Below are 22,748 nucleotides of genomic sequence, written 5' to 3' on the forward strand. Positions count from 1 at the left end.
ATAAATAAAAAGATATAATCCTAATTTTTCCATGAAACATGAGTACAAATTTAAAATTTTTTATGATGATACTGATGCTACAGGATTAGTTTATCACTCAAATTATCTGAAGTTTTTTGAAAGAGCACGTACTGTATATTTACAAGATAAAAACATATATCAAAAAGATCTTTTAAAAAATGAAATTTGTTTTGTAGTAGCAAAGGCAGATCTTTCTTTTTGAAACCAGCATTTTTTGAAGATGAATTAATAGTTTTTACTGATATCCTTTATAAAAAAAAGACAAGTGTTAATTTTTGTCAGATTTTAGTTAATTCTGATAATAAAGTTTTGTGTAAAGCAAATATTACGATAGCATGTGTTCATACTAAAAATTTAAAACCATTAAGAATACCTGAACAAATTTTACAGGAGATAAATAAGTGAATTCAGATACATCCATTCTTCAACTTTTTTTACAGGCAAGTCACCTTGTTCAAATTGTAATGTTATTACTATTAGCCTTATCTATTTTTTCTTGGACTGTAATTATACAAAGAACAGCTTTTTTGAAAAAAACAAAAAAAAATACAGAAAATTTTGAGGAAAGATTTTGGTCTGGAATTGAACTTTCTTCTTTATTTAAAGAAGCGCAAATAAAAAAAGATAAAATCCAAGGATCTGAAAAAATATTTTACGCTGGTTTTAAAGAGTATGCACGATTACATAGAACTCATAACAAAAACCCAGAATATGTTTTAGAGGGAACAACAAGAGCTATGAGAATTAGTTATTCTAAAGAAGTAGATGCCCTTGAAAATAATTTACCCTTTTTAGCAACAGTTGGTTCTATAAGTCCATATATAGGTTTATTTGGAACCGTCTGGGGTATAATGCACTCATTTATAGCTCTAGGTTCAGTTAAGCAAGCTACCTTGTCAATGGTTGCCCCTGGTATTGCAGAGGCCTTAGTAGCAACTGCAATGGGTCTGTTTGCAGCGATCCCAGCTGTAATGTTTTACAATAGGTTAACAAATAAAGTATCGAAAATTGAGCATTTATACGAGACATTTATGGAAGAGTTTTCAAGTATTTTACATAGACAATCTTCTTTAAATACTGAGGAATAAAGAAATGTCTTTTAAGAGAAAAAAAAGAAAGCTCACTGCTGAAATTAATGTGGTTCCATATATTGATGTAATGCTTGTTTTACTTATTATTTTTATGGTTACAGCTCCATACGTTACACAAGGTGTGGATGTTAATTTGCCTAAAACAGAAACTGCAAAAACTGCGGCTGAGCTTTCCGGAAACAAAAGTGATGCTTCTTTTATAATCGTTGAGGTGACGAAAAATGGTAGCGTCGGTTTAAGCATTGATAATGAACCAGTAGAAAGAGACTTAACAAAAAATGAAATATATAACAAAGTTAAGCAAGTACTTGCCGAAAAGCCAGATTCTACTGTTTTAGTTGGTGGAGACTCTGAAGCTCAATACGCAGATATTGTTACTGTTATGGATGAGTTAAGGCAAGTTGGAGTTAAACAAGTTGGTTTAATGACAGATTTAATTAATAAAAAAGCATAATTATATGAAACTAAAAAATTTTAAACTTGCTTTTGTTATTTCAATATTGATTCATGCTTTATTGTTAGCCTTACTGATTTATAAACCTGTTTTTAAAAATACAACCCCACCATCTTCCATAAAGGCTGTGGTTGTTGATCCTAAAATAATAGAACAACAACTTGCATTGATGAAAAATAAACAAAATAAAAAGCCTGAGCAGGCTGGTAAAGTTGTAGATGAGAAGTCAAAACAAGAAGAAATGGCAAAGCTAGCTGAAGAAAAAGCAAAGCAGGAGGCAGCAGCTAAAGCGGCAGCAGAGAAAGCAAAGCAGGAGGCAGCAGCTAAAGCGGCAGCAGAGAAAGCGAAGCAGGAGGCAGCAGCTAAAGCGGCAGCGGAGAAAGCGAAGCAGGAGGCAGCAGCTAAAGCGGCAGCAGAGAAAGCGAAGCAGGAGGCAGCAGCTAAAGCGGCAGCAGAGAAAGCGAAGCAGGAGGCAGCAGCTAAAGCGGCAGCAGAGAAAGCGAAGCAGGAGGCAGCAGCTAAAGCGGCAGCAGAGAAAGCGAAGCAGGAGGCAGCAGCTAAAGCGGCAGCAGAGAAAGCGAAGCAGGAGGCAGCAGCTAAAGCGGCAGCAGAGAAAGCGAAGCAGGAGGCAGCAGCGAAAGCAGCAGCAGAGAAAGCTAAGAAAGATGCTGCAGCAAAAGCAGCAGCAGAGAAAGCGAAGCAGGAAGCAGCAGCAAAAGCTAAAGAATTGGATAGTGTTTTTCAGGGTTTAGCATCAGAAAAAAATCAATTAAGTGCGGCTAAAAAAAGTGAAAAACAAAGTACTATTGCCTACTATAGAGATAAATATATTGCATTAATAGAAGCTAAATTCATTACAAGACCTTCTTATAATGGCAAAACTTGTACATTAAACTTTAGGATGAGTGCCTCAGGGCGAGTTATTAGTGCTATTCCGCAGAGTGGGCCACAGGATTTATGCCAAGATGCGCAGGTTGCAATTAGGAAAGTTGGAGTATTCCCAATGCCCGAAGATGCAGAGCTATCAAAAGAGTTTCAAAATGGTTGGACCTTGAATTTCAGTCCATCGACTAATTAGTGAGAATACATTACTATTGAGGTTTAAATAATGAAAAAAAAATTAATAAAATTGTTATCAATTTTACCACTTGTATTTTGTTTGCCAGCTTTTGCTGAATTATCTTTAACTATAACGAAAGGGCAAGATACCGCACAGCCAATAGCCATTAATAGTTTTGATGGTAATCAAGGGTTATCACAAAATATATCAGAGATCATATCATCAGATCTTCAAAGAAGTGGCAAATTTTCGCCACTTTCACAACAAGACTTTCCAAGTAAAATTTCTTTCACTTCGAATGTAAATGGTCAAGCTTGGTTGGATAAGGGCGTAAATGATATATTGGTAGGGAAAATTGAACGTGACTCTTCAGGCCAATATGCAATTAGTTATAAGTTGATAGATGCTGTTAAATCAACAAAAAGTAATAGTGTTGTTGCTCAGGGATTGTATAGGGTACAAGATAAAGATTTAAGAAGAGCTGCACATACCATTTCAAATGTTATTTATCAAAAGATTTTAAATGAAAAGGGTGCTTTTAATACAAAAATCGCTTATGTTACTCAACCTAATAACAAAAAATGGCTTTTAAATATTGCTGATTATGATGGTTACAACCCAAAAACCTTATTAACATCTTCAGAGCCAATATTATCCCCAAGCTGGTCACCAAATTTAAAAGATATTGCTTACTCTACATTTGAAAATAATAAAGAAAAAATTTATATTGTTAATATGTATTCGGGAAAGCGTGTACTTATTTCAGATGCACGAGGCATTAATTCCGCTCCGTCATTTTCTCCTGATGGAACAAAACTTGCGTTAGTTCTCTCAAAAACTGGTAATGCGGAAATTTATATCAAAAATTTAATGACTGGCCAGTTAACACAACTAACAAGAGGTAGATCTGTTAACAGTGAGCCTTCTTGGAGTCCAGATGGAAACTCTATTGTATTTACTTCAAATAGAGGAGGAAGCCCTCAAATTTATAAGATCGATGTTTCTGGTAGTAATGTTAAACGACTTACTTTTGAAGGTAGAAAAAACCAGAATGGTCGTATTACGCCAGATGGTAAAACTCTAATTAATATTAGACAAACTAATGATGGGTACCACTTAGTTAAACAAAATCTTGAAACTGGCGCTACAGCTATTTTAACTAGTACTTTTTTGGATCAATCTCCGACAGTAGCACCCAACGGTAGCATGATTATTTATACAGCTACGTATGGAAATCAACAAGATTTATCAATGGTTTCTATTGATGGTCGTTTTGCAGCTAGATTACCAGATTCATCAGGTAATGCTAAATTTCCTTCATGGTCACCATTTGGAAAATGATATTTATTCTTAATTAAAACAAAAGGAAAATTAAATGAAATTGAATAAATTAATGAAAGCTCTCGCAATCGTAGTTCCTATGGCTGTATTGTCTGCTTGTAGTTCAACAGGAAATACAGGCAGTGACTCTGATATGACTGGGGCTGGTCAAGACTCTTCGGTTACTCCTTTGAAACAAGAGCAAGAAATGTTTGCCCAAAACGTTGAAAATGGTTCGTTAACAGATGAAGAATCAATGGTTTGGTTTGCATTTAATGATGCAGTCGTTGATCCTTCTTATAATAAAATGCTAGAACTGAATGCAAATTATTTGACGAATCACCCTGATGCAAAAATTGTAATTCAAGGAAATACGGATCAAAGAGGAACACCTGAATATAACATTGCTCTTGGTGAAAAGAGAGCTCAAGCTGTTGCCGATTATCTAGAAGCACTTGGCGTTAATGCTTCACAAATTTCGACTGTCAGTTATGGAGAAGAAAAACCTCTAGTTCAGGGGCATACAGACGCTGATTATGCAAAAAATAGAAGAGCAAAAATCGTCTATAATTAAGATTAAATAATCAGAGGAAAAGTTAAAATGTGCAGTCATATATTACGTAGAATGATTGTCGTAAGTATTGCTGCAACGGCAACGGTTTCTGCCGTTGCTAATTCAGCACCGGTTTATTCTGCCTACGATACAAATAAAAATAATACTAGTAACGCAACTCAGTCTGTTTATTCAGTAACAGATGACTCTAATAATGAGTCAGTCAATCAACCTTCTAATAACAATACTTATGTAAGTTCTAAAGCACAATTACAGCTAAGAATGCAACGAAATATTAACGAACTTCAAAGGGAAGTTGATGAATTAAGGGGCCAAATACAAGAAAATAATTTCCAAATCCAACAGCTGATACAGCAACAAAAAGAAATTGCTGCCAACAACAAATCAAGTAACTCTCAAGCTCCCAAAAATGCTGGTAAAGATTACTCAAATTCACTGCAAGCTGCTTCAGAGTACAATCAAGCAATTGATTTGATTTTAAAAAAGAAAGATTTTAAAACAGCAACTTCTAAATTGGAAAGTTTTTTGAGTAAATACCCTAATTCTAAATATAACACTAATGCTCATTTTTGGTTGGGGCAGTTATATTATGTTGATAAGAAGTTTTCAAAGTCGCTAACTAACTTTAAGATTGTAGCTGCTGATTCAAGTTCATCTAAAGCGCCTGAAGCAACATATCGTATTGCCCAGATATACCAGCAAAAAGGAGATAAAACTTCCGAAAAAAAATATCTTCGAGAAGTAATTAAAAATTACCCTCAGTCAAATATTGCAATTAAAGCTAAAAAAGACTTAGGTTTAAGTAAATAATTCATTTGCAATGAATTATTTTTAATTTATAATTTTCTTTTATATTTGAATTAGTGGTCCTATCGTAATGTTAAATGTATTGGAAAATTATAAGTTTCCAGCTAAGGAAAAACCTCTATCGGAAAAAGAATCCGAAAAGGTAATTAATGAAATTAAAATCTTACTTAAAGATAAAAATGCGGTTTTAATATCACACTACTATACAGATCCCATTATACAAAAGTTAACAGATGAAACTAATGGTTTCATTGGTGACTCCCTTCAAATGGCAAAGTTTGGTAAAGAACATCCTTCAAAGACTATGGTTATTTGTGGTGTACGATTTATGGGGGAGACTGCTAAAATATTAAGTCCTGAAAAGAAAATTCTTATGCCAACATTAGAAGCTGAGTGTTCTTTAGACTTAGGTTGCCCACCAAAAAAATTCAATGACTTTTGTGATTCACATCCTGATAGAATGGTTGTTGTTTATGCCAATACATCAGCTGCAGTTAAAGCAAGAGCTGACTGGATTGTTACATCCAGTAATGCAATCCAAATAATAGAACATTTAGATCAATTAGGGAAAAAAATTATTTGGGGACCAGATCGACACTTAGGGTCATATATTCAAAAACAAACCAAAGCGGATATGCTTTTGTGGGACTCTGAATGTATTGTTCACGATGAATTTTCATCAAAGTTACTAAAGGATATGAAATATTTATACCCTGATGCTGCTGTATTGGTCCACCCTGAGTCCCCTGCAAGTGTTGTGGAGTTAGCTGATGTAGTAGGTTCAACCAGTCAACTTATAGAAAAAGCTAAAACATTAATGCAAAAACAACTAATAATTGCAACAGATAAGGGTATTTTCTATAAAATGCAAAAAGCAGTACCTGAAAAAGAGTTGATCGAAGCACCTACAGCTGGTAATGGAGCTACTTGTAGGAGTTGTGCTCACTGTCCCTGGATGGCAATGAATACATTAAAAAAATTAAAAGAAGCTTTAACTACTAATATTAACTCTAATGAAGTTTTTGTTGATGAGGCCCTTATACCTAAAGCTTTAATATCATTAGATAGAATGTTAAAATTTAAAAATTGATTAAAATAAAAACATTTGATTTTTTTTTTAAAATTTGTATTTGACGATATCATAAAATAGTTTTATATTAATTGCTCAAATTTAGGTGAGGTGTCCGAGTGGCTGAAGGAGCACGCCTGGAAAGCGTGTATACGGAAACGTATCGAGGGTTCGAATCCCTCTCTCACCGCCAACTCAAAAAATTTTTCTTGTGATTTAAATAGTAACTACAATTGATAGGTCTTTATTTATTATAATAGCGGACTAAATAAATAAAAAAATTGTTCTAGAACCTTTTTTCCAAAACTTCTTTTTTTCCAAGATTTTTCTGAAACTTCAATTGAATTTCTAATATATTCCTGCTGAATGCTATTTAATTTTTTGGTAAATTCTGAATCTTCTATTGCCAGTGTCAATTCATCATTTATTTGTAAACTTCTCACATCTATATTGACTGTACCAACTAGTGAAAGATTGTTATCAATTACAACTGATTTAGTATGTAAAAGCCCTTCAGTATAACGAAAGATACGAACACCAGACATTAATAATTCCTCAAAAAAGCACGACTTGCCCATTCCACCATTATTGAATCATTTTTATTTGGAATAATGATATTAACTTTTATGCACCTTTCACCAGCAGTTTTTAAAGCATGTATTATACGATCACTTGGCACAAAATAGGGTGTAGTAATAGTAATTTCATTCCTAGCATTGTGGATAGCTAGAACTAATACTTGCGAAATAATACTTCCAAACATCGGGCCTGATGGAATAACTTGAACTGAAGAAAGATAGTCTTTATTTATTGGAATGAAATCTTCTTTCTTTAAAATACGTTGGTTTGTTTCGATTTCCCAGTCCCATGATTGAATAGCATGTAAAATGTAAACTGCTGGTCCTTTCATTCGAACCATTAAATCTATCCATTGCCCCACATGGCTACTTTTTTTAAAGTATCTTGGATCAATCATATTCATGGAGCCGGTGTAACCTATTTCATTATCAATAACAATAATCTTTCTATGTTGGCGATAATCAAGACGTCTAAAAAACATCCTTAAAGGTTGTACTTTAAGAGCTTCTTTTATTTCTATATTATTTGATTGGAATATTTGTGGCCATTTTGTTTTAAAAAATTTCCTCGATCCGGCAGCATCAAGTAGAATTCTTACTTTAACACCTCTGCTAGATGACTTAATTAATTCTTGTGCGATTACATTGGTTACTCCACCTGCTGACCATATATAAAACTCAAAGTGGATAAATGACTTCGATTGACGAATATCTTTAAGAATGGAAGACAATATATTGTTTGGATGGTTTAAAATTTCAAGGTTGTTGTAAGTTAGGCTTGGTATAAATAATTTATTTAAGCATAATTTATTGATGAAAGAAGAAGAATCATGATGAAAGTTATCAGTTGTTATTTTTTTTCCCTTTAATTTTCTGAACCATTCAATGTAAGGAAAAAACATTAGTTTTGTTTTGCTATTACGGATATAACCCTGGCCAAGCTCGCCAATTAATAAATAAATTATCAAACCGAATAGAGGTATTATATATATAATAAGTAACCAAGCAAAAGCGGATGACACTTCTCTTCTTTTAAAAATGATACGGACGGTAATAAATGCTAATAAAAGCCAATAAGAAAATAGTGAAAGCCAAGTAATTACTTGATAAATTTTTTCCATATACAGAAGTCTTATAAATAAATTTCATAAAAATAAATAAATAATATATTATAGACTTTTATATAAAAAATAAATAAATCAATTCCTGTGTTTAATTTAATTTTTCAAAACGAGGACTTTATTGTTGTTGATAAACATCCTGGAGTCAACGTTCACTATGAAGGTAATGAATACTCTTTGTTAGAGAGTATTAAAAGATATTTAAATTTTAATGATATATATTTGTTACATCGATTAGATAAGGATACATCTGGCTTGATGGTTTTGGGTAAAAGTAAAAAGGTTGCTCAGGATTTTTATTACTTATTTAAAAATGAGGGCATTCAAAAAATATATATTGCATTAGGTAAAAAAAAAATAAAAAAGAAAATGGGCATCATCAAAGGAGATATGTCAAAAAGTAGGAATAAATCTTGGATACTTAAAAAAACTTATCAAAATCCAGCAATAACAAAATTTATTTCAGCCGGAGCTTCAAACAATAAATACAGACATTATTTTTGTTATCCACTTACTGGAAAAACACATCAGATAAGAGTTGCATTAAAAAGTATTGGTGCTGAAATTATAGGAGATAAAATCTATGGTAGTGGGGATGAAGATAGAATGTATCTACACTCACTAGTCTTGTCTTTCAATTATAAAGGAGCAGATTTTAATTTTCAATGTGCTCCAAAAATAGGTTTACTTTGGCAAAAAGAAATAATAATGGAACAACTGTTAAATACTAAAGAAAAATTAAAACTTAACAAGATGAAATAAATTTTACTGAAATTTTTTGACCATTCATTGTTAAAACTTGGATTCTATATTGTATTCCTTTTTGAATAATTTCTTTTAATTTTAAATTTTGACAGAAACTTTTTGAGTATTGTTCGGTAAATTTTTTTGCATAATTGGGGTTCCCCCCAGAATATAAGAAGTTTAGTGTAATTAGATTTTTTGAAGATTTAGCATTAATAAATTTCAATGAATTATAACTAACTGACTTGCTGTTATTAAGAGATGCACTTCTATAGAGAGCTAGTGTATTTAATTCATTTTGATTGGTGGTTGAACAACCCCCAATCATGAATACTAGGAATAGAAATACAAATATCTTTTTCATGATAAGCCATTAAATTATTAAATAATTTCAATTTAATCATATATTGTAATTTTGGCTTTATCTATCAAAAAAAAAAATAATTCAAAAATTGTGACTTTTAACCGAAATTAAGTATGGTTTGACTATTACACTTCCATACACTTCATTCAGTACAAAAGGATCTTTATTTATCCAATTTTTAGCTGACTTGATATCATCAAACTTAGCAATTATTATAGATCCAATTGATTTAGAATCTTTTTCGCAATGATCTTTATCTAATATTGGACCTGCTAGCAGTAGGTTCTTGGATTCATTTAGTTCATTGATACGTTTGATATGATCAGGCCTAAATTTAACTCTATCTTCTTCTTTGTTGGGGGCATCTAATGCATATATAGAGTAATACATTTAATTTTTCTCCTTCTTTTTTAGCCACTTCGTCATGCAGAACACCATTATTCCTATAGGTATAAACATTAAAATTAAAAAACCAAAAACTTTAAAATCAACCCAAATATCCAAAGAAAAATTATAGAATATTATTAAATTCAGGATAGAGCCAATTAAGAAGTAAATAGACCAAATATTAGAAAGTGTATCCCATTGTTTTTTTTCCAAAGAATATTCTTTTGCTAACATTTTCTTAATCAGATTATGGTTAAAAAGTGCGGAGAAGAATAAACCTATACTGAAAACAAAATAAACAACAGATAACTTCCAAGCTAAAAACTTTGGTTCTTTATAAAAAATCGTCAGGCCACCAAGAATTACAAGAGCAATCAAGCTAAATAAAAGAGCTTTCTTAACTTTTTTAGTGATAAACCATGTTATTAATAATTGAAGTGACGTAACTATAATAAGGGCTATAGTTGCAGTGTAAATATCATATAATTTGAAAAAAACAAAAATATAATTAAAGGTATAAACTCGATTAATGCGTTCATATTTGTTAGCTAATAATTAAAATAATTAATATACTGAATTTTTTTAGAAAAACCACAATAAAAAAATAAATCTGTTTTATTAAATAGTTTTATAGATAAAATTATACTATAATGATTTAAATAACTAATTAATTTATATAGAAAAAACAATGAAAATCATTCTCATTATTAAAGGTGTGATATGACTGAAAATCAAAATATAATTATAGCACTTAATAAAATATTAACTGTTGAATTAACGTCTATTAATCAATATTTTCTCCACGCTAGAATTTTTAAACACTGGGGTCTTGAAGGCTTAAATTCTAAGGAATATAAAAAATCCATTTTAGATATGAAACAAGCTGATAGATTAATAGAAAGAATTTTATTTCTAGGGGGTCTGCCTAACCTACAACTTTTAAATAAAGTCAATATTGGAGAAGATACTGAAGAAATTATTCAAGCAGATCTTGAATTAGAAAATTCAGAACTTACTCTACTTAAGCAAGTTATCCAAGCTTGTGAAGATGCAAAAGATTTTGTTTCTAGAGATATTATAGAAAAAATTTTAGAAGAAGAAGAAGAGTATTATGATTGGCTCATTGTTCAACAAGAACTAATTGGTAATATAAATATTAAAAACTATCAACAATCAATGATGGAGAAATAAAATGAATGGTAAAAAGTCTGTAATTGATTTTTTAAATTCTCAATTGACACTTGAATTAACTTCAATGGACCAATATTTAGCGCATGCTAAAATTTATGATGATCTTGGACTTTCTAAATTACATGAAAAATTGTTACATGAGCATGAAGAAGAACTTGCTCACTCTAAACAGTTAATTGAAAGAATTATTTTTCTTGGTGGAGAGCCTGATACTATTTCCAGAGAAAAAGTTAATATTTCAACAAAACCAGTTGAGATGCTACAAAATGATCTCGATGGGGAATATTTAGTTGCAGAAAACTTAAGAAAGGGGATCTCCTTGTGTGAAAAAGAAAATGATTATGTTTCTAGAAATATTTTAGTTGAGCTGCTGAATGATACAGAAACTGACCATATTTTTTGGTTACAACAACATCTTCGCCTGATTGATAAAATTGGTATTGAAAACTATCTTCAATCTCAATTATAAAATAAAGAAGAGTTCTCTTCGATATTCTTTCTGATTCCAACTAGGAATAATATACAAGAAAACTCTTTAATTTAACCCCTGTTTAATTATATGAAACACTTCACTAACCTTTGATATATCTTTTACACCTGGCATTTTTTCTAGCTTTGAATTAAAATCAAGACCTTTAGCTCCCAACGCTAATGCTTGTCTAATGTTATCAATTGATAGACCTCCCGAAATAATTATTTTTGATAGATCTGTTTTTTTTGGGATTAGTTTCCATTGAAATGGTTTTCCTGTACCACCTAATTTTTCCCCAACCCTATTATCTAAAACATGTGTGTCAATAGATCTCATAAGTCTGGGAAAATTATTAGCGATTCCATATGCTTTCCATATAACCAATTCAGGGTTGTATGATTTTAAAGATAGAATGTACTCCTCAGTTTCATGGCCATGAAGTTGAATATGTCTGATACCAATTGATTTAATAACATACTTCACATAATCAATTGGTTGGTTTTGAAAAACACCAACAATTTTCATATTAGTATTATTTTTAATTGTATATGCATGATCTAAACTTACTTTTCTGATAGATTGTTCTGCAAATATTAACCCTCCATATAGAGCACCTGCGTTATTACACATCGTCATGTCATGTAATGATGTGATGCCGCATACTTTGTTCTCACCCCAGATTAATTTTTTGACGGCACTATTGAGATTTTTTTTACTCATTAATGAACTACCGATTAAAAAACCATTAACATAAGGAGATAACTTTTTTATGTCTGAATTTTTTTTCAAGCCAGACTCAGAAATTACTATCCTATCTTTAGGTATTTGTGGAGCTAACTTTAGAGTATTGTTAAGATCAATACTTAAATCTTCTAAATTTCTATTGTTTATACCTATAATTTTAGCTTCAAGCTTAATTGCTCTGTTTAACTCATCTGTATTATGTACTTCAGTTAGGATATCTAAATCTAGGGTATTTGCAACGTGTGAAAGTTTTTTGTATTCATCATCTGATAAAATGGATAGCATTAGTAAAATTGCATCTGCATTGTAATATCTAGCCAGAAAAATTTGATATTCAGATATTATAAAGTCTTTACACAGAATTGGCTTATCTGTTGTTAATGAGGCAGTTGTTAAAAAATCAAAATTACCATCGAAGTACTTTTCATCTGTCAATACAGATATTGCAGATGCGTATTTATCATATTCACTTACTATATTTTTAATATCAAAGTCTTTTCTTATTAGTTTTTGAGATGGAGATGATTTCTTACACTCTAAAATAAAGTGTTTGGTGTTCTTTAATAAAACTTTAAGTAGAGAGCGTTTGCTTTTATACAATTTATTTTGGAAAATTTCTTGTGGGAAGCTACTTTTACTATTTATGATCCATTTTTTTTTATTTTCTACAATTTCGTCAAGTATATTATTTTTCAAAATGTTATTTCCTTTTGTAATTCTTGAATTTCATGGACTTTCTGAGCAGCTTTGCCCGATTTAAGGTGTTCTAGCACAAATTCTGTATTATGTTTAATATTTTTTTGTCCATTCAATTTCATTACATAAGATACAGTCATCGCTATAACTGAATTTTGAGCACAACTTCCCTCACCGTTAAGTATATTTGTAGTTATTCGGGCATTTTTATCAGGATTACCTCCTTTAAGTTCGCTTAATTTATGTTTTGTCAGACCAAAATCTAAAGGCGATAGTTCATAATATTGCATTTCATTATTATAAATTTCTATAATTTTTGTTTTATCATGAACTGAAAATTCATCTAACCCTGAGCCAAATATTACGGCAGCATTTTGTACACCAAGTTTTACCAAAGATTTAGATATTGGTTTTAGGAGACTTTGATCATAGACTCCAATTAGAGTAAACCTGGGATTAGCGGGATTGATTAGAGGTCCCAAAATATTAAAAATGGTACGTGTTCTAAGTGCTTTTCTGACGGGCGTGGCATATTTAATACCCTTATGATAGTAGGGAGCATATAAAAAGCATATGCCAAGTTTATCTAGAAATAATTTAGAATGTTCAGGCTTATTATCAATTTTTATTCCCAAGGACTCCAATAGGTTTGTTGAACCACTCAAACTACTAACATTTTTATTGCCATGCTTAGCGATTTTGATATTACATGATGATGCTACTATTGCTGAGGTGGTAGAAATATTAAATGTGTTGGAATTATCGCCACCAGTACCAACAATATCAGTAACAGGGTAATCGATTAAAGGAAAGTTAAGAGCATTATTTTTTAAGGCTATAGCTGCACCTACAATTTCATTTTGATGCTCACCCTTCATTTTTAAAGCAGTTAAAAATGAAGATAAAGTTACTGAATCGAATTGATCTTTTATAATCATGTCGAATACAAATTGACTTTCTTCAATTGATAAACTTTGGTGGTTATATAGCTTAGAGAGTATTTTTTCCATTGTGTACCTCATTTAAGAGCTGTAAAATCATTAATTAAAATGTTAAAATATTATTTATATTTGATATATTGTTAAGTTAACATACAATCGGCGAACTAGCAAACTAGTTTAGAGATACGGAGAGGAGGAGGGTAATTTGCTTATTGATTTACATATGCATACAAATTTATCTGATGGAATTCTTTCGCCTGAAGAGTTAGTTAATAGAGCAATTTCTAAAAACTTACATATGATTTCAATTACAGATCATGACTCTATTGATGCCATCAAAGTCGTTGAAAAATATATATTGAATAACAATCTAAATTTAAAATTTATAAAAGGTATTGAGTTATCAACTATTTGGAATCATACTAAAGAGGTACATATAGTGGGTTTAAACATTAACCCTAATAATGAAAGACTACTAAAGTTGATAGAAGAACAAAAGAAAAAGCGTAATATCAGGGCTGAACTAATTTGTAAAAAATTAGAGGAAAGTCTAAATATCGATAATATTTATAGCAAGATTCGCTCTACTTTTGGTATTGATTCTAATATTACTAGATACCATATTGCTAAATGGCTTGTGAATGAAAAGATTGTCAATAATGAACAACAGGCATTTAAAAAATTTTTGTCTAAGGGAAAAAGTTGTTACGCCAAACCACAGTGGTGTGATTTACATGAAGCAATTGAAGCAATTCATGCTAGTAATGGATTAGCTGTATTAGCTCATCCACTGAGATATAAATTGTCTACATATCAATTGAAGGAATTGATTGAACACTTTGTAGCTCATAATGGAGATGGTTTAGAAGCAATTCAACCAAACCAAACAAATAAAGAAAGAAATTTGCTTCGAGAGTTATCAAATAAATATAAACTTAAAGTATCGCAAGGTTCCGATTTTCATTATCCTTGTGCATGGAATGAATTAGGTAAAGATCTTTTGGTTACAAAGGATTATAACTTTATCTGGAAAGATTGGATTTAATTTATTTAAGGAAATATATGAGTCAATATTTTGTTGTGCATCCTCAAACTCCCCAGACTAGACTCATTAGCCAAGCTGTGGCTATTGTTCGTAATGGTGGTCTACTCGTTTATCCAACTGACTCAGGTTATGCTGTAGGTTGTAAGCTAGAAAATAAATCAGCTTTAGATAGGATATGTTCTATTAGAACGATTGATGCTAATCATAACTTCACTTTGATGTGTAGGGATTTATCAGAGTTATCAACCTATGCGTCTATTAATAATATAGCTTATAGGTTAATAAGAAACAATACACCTGGTCCATATACATTCATACTCAAAGGGACTAAAGAAGTTCCAAGAAGATTAATGAATCAGAAAAGAAAAAGTATTGGTATTCGGATTCCGAATAACAAAATAGCGTTGGCGTTGTTAGAAGATTTAGGTGAACCACTTATGTCAACAAGCTTAATTCTTTCTGGTTCTGACGTTACCGAATCAGATCCGGTAGATATTAGAGAAAAACTTGAGCATCAAGTTGATGTTATAATTGATGGAGGTGTTTTAGGAAATACTCCTACTACTGTTGTTAACTTTGAAAAAGATAATATAGAAATTATGAGAGAGGGAAGTGGCGATATTTCTCCTTTTGTCAATTGAGTTTATAGAGTATATACAAAAAAATGAATGAAAAATTACATAAATTACTAGCAAGATCAGGTTATGGCTCTAGGCGAGATATCGAAGAGCTAATTCGTCAAAAAAGAATAAGTATTGATGGAAATATTGCTCCAATTGGTGCGAGAGTTGATTCAAAAAGCTCTATAATTAGAATTGATGGGCGTATCGTGAAAATTGTAAATGAAGATGAAGAAATCTGTAGAGTCATTGCTTACAATAAGCCAGAAGGGCAAATTAGTACTCTTAAAGATAAAAATGGTAGACCTTCAGTATTTGATAGATTACCTAGACTTGATAAAGGCAGATGGATTGCAGTAGGCCGCTTAGATATTAATACAGCTGGACTTTTGCTATTTACAAATGATGGACAACTTTCTAATGGTCTTTTGCAACCTAGTCAAAAAATTGAAAAAGAATACATGGTTAGAGTATTTGGGAACATTGATGAGAGTAAAATTAGAAATCTTGTTAACGGGATCAAAATTGACGGTGAAGTATTAAGGTTTGAAGATGTTGTTTATGCTGGCGGAGAGGGAATGAATCATACTTTTTACGTCATGATTCGAGATGGTAAAAATAAAAGTGTTAAATTGCTTTGGGAGTCGCAAGAAGTAACAGTTAGTAGAATTAAAAGGGTTCGATTTGGTGAAATATTTTTAACAAAAGATATGCCTAAAGGAGCTTGGAAAGAGCTTGATCTTAAATCAATTAACTACTTAAGAGAGTTGGTCAGCCTTCCTCCAGAAAAAAATACTTTAATTGCCCCTGATCTTAAAAGGGGAAAAAGTAAAGTTCAAAAAATAAAAAAAGCAGTCAGAAGATATGAAAATAAGTTAGTAAAAGATTCTAGTTCCTTTAAATCTTCTACTCGTTCTAAACTGAGACACAAAAAGTAATAACTACTTTTTCATTATTGGGAGTAATATTGTGGGTTTTTTAGCAGAATATAGTTTGTTTATAATTAAATTCGTCAGTGTAATTGTATTCTTCTTTTTAATATTAATGATTCTTAAATCGGGAAGATCAAAAGCGTCTAAGCAGGGAAGTATAGTTGCAACTAATTTATCTGATAACTATCGGAGTTACACAAAGGTTATAGATGAAGTTATATTTGATAAGTTCTCATTAAAGCAAAAATTAAAATCAGAAAAAAAAGAAGCAGAAAAGCTTTCAAAACAAAAAAATTTAGCAACCAAAAAAGAATTAAAGAATAAAAGTGACTTAAACAAACTAAGAGATAACAAAATGTTTGTTATTAACTTTAAAGGTAGTATTGATGCCCGAGAAGTAGAAAGTTTAAGAGAAGAAATTAGTGCTATAATATCCGTTGCAATTCCTGGTGATGAGGTCTTACTTCGCTTGGAGTCAGGTGGGGGAATGGTTCATGGTTATGGATTAGCAGCATCTCAATTAGATAGGCTTAAAAAGAATAAAATAAAGCTAACTGTTTCGATTGATAAAGTTGCTGCTAGTGGGGGGTATATGATGGCTTGTGTAGGTGATCAACTTTTATCTGCTCCATTTGCAATAATTGGTTCCATTGGTGTTATTGCCCAAATTCCAAATTTCAGTAAAATTTTAAAGAAAAATGATATTGATTTTGAGCAAATGACAGCTGGTGAATTTAAAAGAACAGTGACGATGTTCGGTGAAAACACCCCTAAAGCAAAAGAAAAATTTCAAGAGGAGCTTGAGCATACTCATAAGTTATTCAAAGATTTCGTTGCATATCATAGAAGAGACTTGGACTTAGAGAAAGTAGCTACTGGTGAACATTGGTTTGGAGTAACAGCAAAAGATTTAGGGTTAGTAGATAGTATTCAAACTAGTGACGACTACATTAAAGATATTGTGAAACAAAAAGAAATTATTGAAATAAAATTCTTAAAGAAGAAGTCAATTTCAGATAAAATTACCAAATCAAGTGTTAATATAATTGATGATATTTTATCTAAAGTTGTTCATAGAAATACAAATCATTTACTATAATTTATTAAAATTCAAAGGTTAATCGTAACATGAGTAAATCCCTTGTAATTGTGGAGTCGCCAGCAAAAGCAAAAACAATTAATAAATATTTGGGCAAAAATTACATTGTAAAGTCAAGTGTGGGTCATATTCGAGACTTACCAAAAGGAAGTTCTTCAGACCGAAAAAAGGCGGTTAAAAAAAAAGAAGGTTTAACTAAAGCCGAAAAAGAAAAACAAAAAAAAATTGATGAAAAAAATGCCTTAATCAGAAAAATGGGAATTAATCCTTTTGATCATTGGAAGGCTCACTATCAAATATTACCTGGAAAAGAAAAAGTAGTTGCAGAGTTAAAGAAGCTTTCAGAAAATGTTGACTGTATATATTTAGCAAGTGATTTAGATCGTGAAGGTGAAGCAATTGCTTGGCATTTGAAGGAAGTAATTGGTGGAGATAATTCTCGCTTTAAAAGAGTTGTTTTTAATGAAATTACTAAAAATGCAATAAAAACTGCATTTGACCATCCAACTGAAATAAATATGGATAGAGTTCATGCTCAACAAGCCAGAAGATTTTTGGACAGAGTTGTTGGTTTTATGGTTTCTCCATTGTTATGGAAAAAAGTTGCTAGAGGACTTTCTGCTGGAAGAGTTCAGTCAGTAGCTGTTAAGTTACTAGTTGAAAGAGAAAAACTTATTAAAGCTTTTGTTCCAGAAGAATATTGGGATATTGATGTTGAAACAAGCACAGTTAGTAATAAATTATTAAATTTAAAATTAACACACGTTAACGATAAACCTTATAGAATTCCAAATCAAAAAGATGCAGAAAGTATCGAACAAAAAATTCGACAAAATACCGTAAAAGTTGTTGAGTGTACATTAAAACCAACGACAAGCAAACCACCTGCCCCATTCATTACATCGACACTACAGCAAGCAGCTAGTACTAAGCTAGGATTTGGTGTAAAAAGGACAATGTCCCTAGCTCAGAGACTTTATGAAGCTGGTTATATTACATATATGAGGACGGATTCAACAAATCTTAGTAAAGAAGCTATTTCTTCGGTAAGGCAATTAATAGAAGAAGATTTTGGAAGTAAATATTTACCGAAAAAAGCTAATAGCTATGGAAACAAAGACAACTCTCAAGAAGCTCATGAAGCTATCAGACCCTCTGATGTGTTAGTAAAAAAAGAACAATTGTTGAATATTGAGCCTGCAGCTTTAAAACTTTATGAGTTAATATGGGCTCAATTTGTAGCATGTCAAATGACACCCGCTGAATATGATTCATCAACAATAGTTGCAAAAGTAACTGAATTTTCATTAAAAGCAAAAGGAAAAACTTTAAGATTTCCTGGTTGGACAGTCGTAATGAAGTCATTTACTAGAAATGAAGATATTTTGTTACCTGATGTTACGGTAAATGAGAGTTTATCTTTAAACAAAGTAATAAAGAAACAGCACTTCACGAAACCACCAGCGCGTTTTACAGAGGCTGCATTGGTTAAGGAATTAGAAAAAAAAGGAATTGGCAGGCCATCAACATATGCCTCAATTATTTCGACAATTCAAGAAAGAGGTTACGTAAAGGTTGACCAAAGACGTTTTCATGCAGAAAAAATGGGTGAGATAGTTACTGATAGATTAGATTATAGTTTCCATGACCTTATGAGCTATGACTTTACCGCTAAAATGGAAGGTGATTTAGATATTATCGCAGAGGGTAATGTTAACTGGACTGAAGTTTTAGATTCTTTTTTTAGTAAATTTACTACTGAATTAAATAAGGCGGAACTTCCAGACATTGATGGTGGAATGAAGCCAAATGATATGGTGATAACAAATATTAGTTGCCCAACTTGTTCTCGACCAATGGGAATAAGGAATGCTTCAACTGGTGTCTTTTTAGGTTGCTCGGGATATAATTTACCTCCGAAAGAGAGATGCAAGACAACTCTTAATTTAATGAATGAAGAAGGTGTTGTAAATATACTTTCAGATGATGTTGAAACAGACGAACTTCGTTCAAAAAAAGGTGCTCAATATGTGGCACAGCAATGGATCCCTATTTAATCGACGAAAAACGTAAATTACATATTTGTGGTAATAACCCAGCATGCTCAGGTTATGAAGTAGAAAAAGGTGAATTTAAGTTAAAAGGATATGATGGACCGGTAGTTGAATGTGAAAAATGTGGGTCAGATATGCAGCTTAAAGATGGACGATTTGGCAAATATATGCTTTGTACTAATGAAGAGTGCAAAAATACCAGAAAAATTCTCAAAAATGGTGAAGTTGCACCACCACGCGAAGATCCTATTCATTTTCCTGAATTAAAGTGTACAAAGTCTGATGCATATTTTGTTTTAAGAGATGGAGCATCAGGTTTATTTTTAGCTGCTAGCAGCTTTCCAAAATCTAGAGAAACAAGAGCGCCCTTGGTGTCAGAACTACTTAAATATAAAGATAGACTACCTAATAAATTTTTATACTTAACTGAAGCTCCTCTTGAAGATCCAGAGGGTAATCAATCAGTAGTTAGATATAGCAGAAAGAATAAAGAAAGTTATGTAAGAACAGAAGTAGATGGAAAGCCAACTAATTGGAGTGCACTTTATCGCGAAGGAAAATGGGAAATTCAAGATAAAGGTAAGAAAAAGTAATTTAAATGAATATAGAAGATTTAACTAAGCCGGCTATAGAGTTTTTGCATTGTGAGACCCCAAAAGAATGGATTAATGAAGCCTCAAGGAAAGAAAATTTATCGATTATTTTATTGGATCATTTAATATGTGAATTAAAAGCTGCCCAAACAGCAATGTGGCTAATTCGAAAATATGCCGTTGACAAACAAAGCGGAGATCATTTATTAAGTTGGTTAAAACCATATGAGGATTTTGTATACCGAAATGAGGGCAGTTTAGAAAAACTTTCTAAAAATTTAAAGTTCAGTAAATCGATTATTTCTAAAAATGGAGCACATTTCAATCAAGATTTAGTGAATAAGATGGTTTTGTTAATAAATGAGGAATTACATCATTTCTATCAAGTACTCGAAATAATGGAAAGGCGGAATATATCATATCGTAATATATCTGCAGGTCGTTACGCGAAAGGTTTGATGTCGCATGTTAGAACTTATGAACCGGAAGCATTAATAGATAAATTAATTTGTGGTGCTTATATAGAAGCACGATCCTGTGAAAGATTTGCAAAATTAGCCCCTCATTTAGATGATGAGCTTCAAAAATTTTATTTTTCTTTATTAAAATCAGAAGCCCGACACTTTCAAGATTATTTAACTTTGGCTCAAAATTTATCTAAAGTTAACATTTATACTAGAGTTGATTACTTTGGAAAAATTGAAGCCAGCTTAATTCAATCAGATGATACTGATTTTAAATTTCATAGTGGCAAACCAATCACAAAAGATTTAATGTTTAGTTAAAGAAACTGTATTTTATTAGTTACAACTTATTAGGAAATAAAATATGAAGATTCAGCATCTTAAAACTTTGGTGGAACTAACGCAGAATAATTTTCATGTTTCTGATACAGCTAAAAAATTACATACATCCCAGCCTGCGATAAGTAAACATATAAAAATTCTAGAAGAAGAGTTGGGTATCCAACTTTTTAACAGACAGGGCAAATCATTATTGAGTTTAACCCCAGTAGGGAAAAAAGTGCATAATATTGCAAAAGATATTTGTAAAAATTTAACTGACATTGAGTTTATTGTTGCGCAAGAAATACAACCTAAAATTGGTGTTTTAAATGTTGCTACTAATCATACCCAGCTAAAGTACATACTTCCAGATGTTATTTTGCAATTCACAAAAAAATTTCCAAATGTAACAATAAATTTTCTTCAGGGCACTCCTCAACAATTATCAGATTGGCTTCACAATGACCAATGTGATTTTGCTATTATTACTGAAAATACCTTTTTACATGAATCAACATTAACTTTTCCTTGTTATAAATGGCACCACTCAATTATCCTTCCGAGTAATCATGAGTTAACAAAGTTATCAAGCATAAGTTTAGAGCATATATCAAAATACCCCTTAATAACTTATAATTTTGGCTTTAATGACACTTCTATATTAGAGCGAAGTTTTTTTGAACAAAAATTAATACCGAATATTATTTTGACAGCTGGTGATACCGATATTATTAAGACCTATGTCAAAAATGGATTAGGCATTGGAATCATCGCTGACATGGCATATAATTCTGATAGGGAATTAGTGAAAATTTGTGGTAAAAATTTATTTCCTTTTTCAACTACTAAAATTGCAATAAAAAAAAGTAGTTTTGTGAAGGATTTTACTTTTTATTTTATTGAACTTTTTAATTCAAAATTAAACAAAAATTTAGTACAAAAGTTGATTTATACAGGCAATCAAAGTGATATTGATTCAATGTTTGACAACAGAACTTTAGATGTCAAGTAGGTTATTGAATAGACCTTCCTTATAAAATAGTATTATAAAGCTAATAGTAAATAAAGATAGGAGCGTTGTTAAAAGTAAGGCGCTTGATGATTCTTTTTCGTAGTTTTTATATTTCTGCGAAAATAAAACTGGAGTCGCCCCAACAGGTAGAGCAGAAAGAAGAATAGTTACAATGCCCCATAAACCGCCAACCTTAAAAAAATATACAAAAACTACGGCCAACATTGGTTGTAAAATAGCCTTAATAAGAATATTTGAAAATATTTCTTTAGATAATTTTACCTTTTGTTTTTGTAAAATCATTCCGACAGAAAATAATGCAAGGCTACTTGTTGAAAGACTAATTTCATTTACACACTGAGACAAAAAGAAAGGTAATTTAATTTTAAAAATTGAGAACACGATACCTAAAATGGCACTTATTACAACACTTTTCTTGAACACATTTAGAAAAACTTCATGTAATTTTGTTTTGCTATCATTTTTTAAATCTAGTTCAACAATAAATATTGCTAAAGGCATTAAAAAAATATCATTTATAAATGTTCCTATTACTATTGGAGATATAACTTCAGGACCAATCAGTGTAGTTAGAATAGGTAAACCAAAATAACCTGTGTTTGAAAAACTACTTGTGAGGGCTCTTAAAGAAGACTTTGATACAGAACCTCCAAAAATCCTTTTTAATGTGATAAAACTAAATATAAAGGTTACAAGTAATATTAAACTGTATGATATTACAAAATTTATGTTAATTAACGAGGATATATTTTTTTGTGCTAAATGAATGAAAATTAAACAAGGTAGCGCAATGTTTAAAACAAAATTTATAAGATCTTTATAAAAGTCATTGGCAAAATATTCTTTTTTACTGCAATAATAACCAAGTAAGATTATTAATAAAAATGAAAAAATTGAAGAAAATATAGCTTCCATGTTTTTGATGTTAAATAATTTTGAGTAGGTTAACTTTA

Annotated in this window: 24 protein-coding genes, 1 tRNA gene and 2 pseudogenes; 20 read left to right on the forward strand and 7 right to left on the reverse strand. The window is 31.2% G+C overall.

The window, feature by feature from the left end:
- Positions 1-31: 31 nt before the first annotated feature.
- The 10 genes from CF386_RS13050 (at position 32) to CF386_RS06025 (ending at position 6,589) form a co-directional block, all read left to right on the forward strand.
- A complete protein-coding gene (locus tag CF386_RS13050) occupies positions 32-223 on the forward strand; it encodes a hotdog family protein (RefSeq protein ID WP_225971688.1) in 192 nt (63 codons plus the stop codon).
- A complete protein-coding gene (locus CF386_RS13055) occupies positions 220-426 on the forward strand; it encodes a hotdog family protein (RefSeq protein ID WP_225971689.1) in 207 nt (68 codons plus the stop codon). The genes CF386_RS13050 and CF386_RS13055 overlap by 4 nt, the downstream gene beginning before the upstream one ends.
- Positions 423-1,109, forward strand: a complete 687-nt coding sequence (tolQ, locus tag CF386_RS05990) for a protein TolQ (RefSeq protein WP_089073495.1) — start codon at positions 423-425, stop codon at positions 1,107-1,109. The genes CF386_RS13055 and tolQ overlap by 4 nt, the downstream gene beginning before the upstream one ends.
- Positions 1,110-1,113: 4 nt before the next feature.
- Positions 1,114-1,566 (forward strand): protein TolR, encoded by a 453-nt coding sequence (tolR, locus tag CF386_RS05995; protein ID WP_089073496.1) that lies wholly within the window; start codon positions 1,114-1,116, stop codon positions 1,564-1,566.
- A 4-nt stretch (positions 1,567-1,570) separates the two neighbouring features.
- The gene (gene tolA, locus CF386_RS06000; protein WP_089073497.1) at positions 1,571-2,644 is read left to right on the forward strand and encodes a cell envelope integrity protein TolA; all 1,074 of its coding nucleotides are present in this window, start codon (positions 1,571-1,573) and stop codon (positions 2,642-2,644) included.
- 30 nt (positions 2,645-2,674) lie between these two features.
- Positions 2,675-3,967: a Tol-Pal system beta propeller repeat protein TolB gene (gene tolB, locus CF386_RS06005; RefSeq protein ID WP_089073498.1), complete on the forward strand. Its 1,293-nt coding sequence runs from the start codon at positions 2,675-2,677 to the stop codon at positions 3,965-3,967.
- A gap of 34 nt (positions 3,968-4,001) precedes the next feature.
- Positions 4,002-4,520: a peptidoglycan-associated lipoprotein Pal gene (pal, locus tag CF386_RS06010; protein WP_089073499.1), complete on the forward strand. Its 519-nt coding sequence runs from the start codon at positions 4,002-4,004 to the stop codon at positions 4,518-4,520.
- Between the two features lie 27 nt (positions 4,521-4,547).
- Complete coding sequence (gene ybgF, locus CF386_RS06015; RefSeq protein WP_089073500.1) at positions 4,548-5,330, forward strand: tol-pal system protein YbgF; 783 nt, start codon at positions 4,548-4,550, stop codon at positions 5,328-5,330.
- Positions 5,331-5,397: 67 nt separating this feature from the next.
- Positions 5,398-6,417 (forward strand): quinolinate synthase NadA, encoded by a 1,020-nt coding sequence (nadA, locus tag CF386_RS06020; RefSeq protein WP_089073501.1) that lies wholly within the window; start codon positions 5,398-5,400, stop codon positions 6,415-6,417.
- Between the two features lie 84 nt (positions 6,418-6,501).
- A tRNA-Ser gene (locus CF386_RS06025) sits at positions 6,502-6,589 on the forward strand.
- Between the two features lie 58 nt (positions 6,590-6,647).
- Here CF386_RS06025 and cls read toward each other — a convergent pair.
- Positions 6,648-8,095, reverse strand: a pseudogene (gene cls, locus CF386_RS06030) (cardiolipin synthase).
- Positions 8,096-8,182: 87 nt separating this feature from the next.
- On the opposite strand from cls, the gene CF386_RS06035 reads away from it, so the two are divergent.
- Positions 8,183-8,857: a TIGR01621 family pseudouridine synthase gene (locus CF386_RS06035; protein WP_158522310.1), complete on the forward strand. Its 675-nt coding sequence runs from the start codon at positions 8,183-8,185 to the stop codon at positions 8,855-8,857.
- Here CF386_RS06035 and gspS2 read toward each other — a convergent pair.
- The 3 genes from gspS2 to CF386_RS06050 all read right to left on the reverse strand — a co-directional run bounded on the left by gspS2 (position 8,841) and on the right by CF386_RS06050 (position 10,121).
- A complete protein-coding gene (gene gspS2 / locus CF386_RS06040; RefSeq protein ID WP_089073503.1) occupies positions 8,841-9,203 on the reverse strand; it encodes a type II secretion system pilot lipoprotein GspS-beta in 363 nt (120 codons plus the stop codon). The two genes, CF386_RS06035 and gspS2, sit on opposite strands and share 17 nt — an antisense overlap.
- Positions 9,204-9,284: 81 nt before the next feature.
- Positions 9,285-9,593, reverse strand: a complete 309-nt coding sequence (locus tag CF386_RS06045; RefSeq protein ID WP_089073504.1) for a YciI family protein — start codon at positions 9,591-9,593, stop codon at positions 9,285-9,287.
- Positions 9,594-10,121, reverse strand: coding sequence for an inner membrane-spanning protein YciB (locus CF386_RS06050; protein ID WP_089073505.1), 528 nt, complete (start codon positions 10,119-10,121; stop codon positions 9,594-9,596).
- A gap of 189 nt (positions 10,122-10,310) precedes the next feature.
- Between CF386_RS06050 and bfr (CF386_RS06055) the strand changes: the two genes are divergently transcribed.
- Positions 10,311-10,781 (forward strand): bacterioferritin, encoded by a 471-nt coding sequence (gene bfr / locus CF386_RS06055; protein ID WP_089073506.1) that lies wholly within the window; start codon positions 10,311-10,313, stop codon positions 10,779-10,781.
- Position 10,782: 1 nt separating this feature from the next.
- A complete protein-coding gene (gene bfr, locus CF386_RS06060) occupies positions 10,783-11,250 on the forward strand; it encodes a bacterioferritin (protein ID WP_089073507.1) in 468 nt (155 codons plus the stop codon).
- Positions 11,251-11,316: 66 nt separating this feature from the next.
- On the opposite strand, the gene trpCF is transcribed toward bfr (CF386_RS06060), so the two are convergent.
- Complete coding sequence (gene trpCF / locus CF386_RS06065; RefSeq protein WP_089073508.1) at positions 11,317-12,693, reverse strand: bifunctional indole-3-glycerol-phosphate synthase TrpC/phosphoribosylanthranilate isomerase TrpF; 1,377 nt, start codon at positions 12,691-12,693, stop codon at positions 11,317-11,319.
- Entirely contained in the window at positions 12,690-13,703 is a 1,014-nt protein-coding gene (gene trpD / locus CF386_RS06070) for an anthranilate phosphoribosyltransferase (RefSeq protein ID WP_089073509.1), read from the reverse strand. The genes trpCF and trpD overlap by 4 nt, the downstream gene beginning before the upstream one ends.
- Before the next feature lie 136 nt (positions 13,704-13,839).
- On the opposite strand from trpD, the gene CF386_RS06075 reads away from it, so the two are divergent.
- The 7 genes and pseudogenes from CF386_RS06075 to CF386_RS06105 all read left to right on the forward strand — a co-directional run bounded on the left by CF386_RS06075 (position 13,840) and on the right by CF386_RS06105 (position 21,774).
- On the forward strand, positions 13,840-14,679 hold the full coding sequence (locus CF386_RS06075; RefSeq protein ID WP_089073510.1) for a PHP domain-containing protein: 840 nt from the start codon (positions 13,840-13,842) through the stop codon (positions 14,677-14,679).
- A 17-nt stretch (positions 14,680-14,696) separates the two neighbouring features.
- The gene (locus tag CF386_RS06080; protein ID WP_089073511.1) at positions 14,697-15,320 is read left to right on the forward strand and encodes an L-threonylcarbamoyladenylate synthase; all 624 of its coding nucleotides are present in this window, start codon (positions 14,697-14,699) and stop codon (positions 15,318-15,320) included.
- Between the two features lie 23 nt (positions 15,321-15,343).
- Complete coding sequence (gene rluB / locus CF386_RS06085; RefSeq protein WP_089073512.1) at positions 15,344-16,237, forward strand: 23S rRNA pseudouridine(2605) synthase RluB; 894 nt, start codon at positions 15,344-15,346, stop codon at positions 16,235-16,237.
- Between the two features lie 31 nt (positions 16,238-16,268).
- Complete coding sequence (sohB, locus tag CF386_RS06090) at positions 16,269-17,330, forward strand: protease SohB (protein WP_089073513.1); 1,062 nt, start codon at positions 16,269-16,271, stop codon at positions 17,328-17,330.
- A gap of 29 nt (positions 17,331-17,359) precedes the next feature.
- Positions 17,360-19,977 (forward strand): annotated as a pseudogene (gene topA / locus CF386_RS06095) (type I DNA topoisomerase).
- Positions 19,978-19,982: 5 nt separating this feature from the next.
- Positions 19,983-20,762 (forward strand): tRNA isopentenyl-2-thiomethyl-A-37 hydroxylase MiaE, encoded by a 780-nt coding sequence (gene miaE / locus CF386_RS06100; RefSeq protein ID WP_089073514.1) that lies wholly within the window; start codon positions 19,983-19,985, stop codon positions 20,760-20,762.
- Positions 20,763-20,805: 43 nt separating this feature from the next.
- Positions 20,806-21,774, forward strand: a complete 969-nt coding sequence (locus CF386_RS06105) for a LysR substrate-binding domain-containing protein (RefSeq protein WP_089073515.1) — start codon at positions 20,806-20,808, stop codon at positions 21,772-21,774.
- Here CF386_RS06105 and CF386_RS06110 read toward each other — a convergent pair.
- Positions 21,760-22,710 carry an AEC family transporter gene (locus tag CF386_RS06110; RefSeq protein ID WP_089073516.1) on the reverse strand — a complete coding sequence of 317 codons (951 nt, stop codon included), beginning with the start codon at positions 22,708-22,710 and terminating at the stop codon, positions 21,760-21,762. The two genes, CF386_RS06105 and CF386_RS06110, sit on opposite strands and share 15 nt — an antisense overlap.
- Positions 22,711-22,748 lie beyond the last annotated feature (38 nt).

The organism is Paraphotobacterium marinum (genome assembly GCF_002216855.1).
Classification (GTDB): domain Bacteria; phylum Pseudomonadota; class Gammaproteobacteria; order Enterobacterales; family Vibrionaceae; genus Paraphotobacterium; species Paraphotobacterium marinum.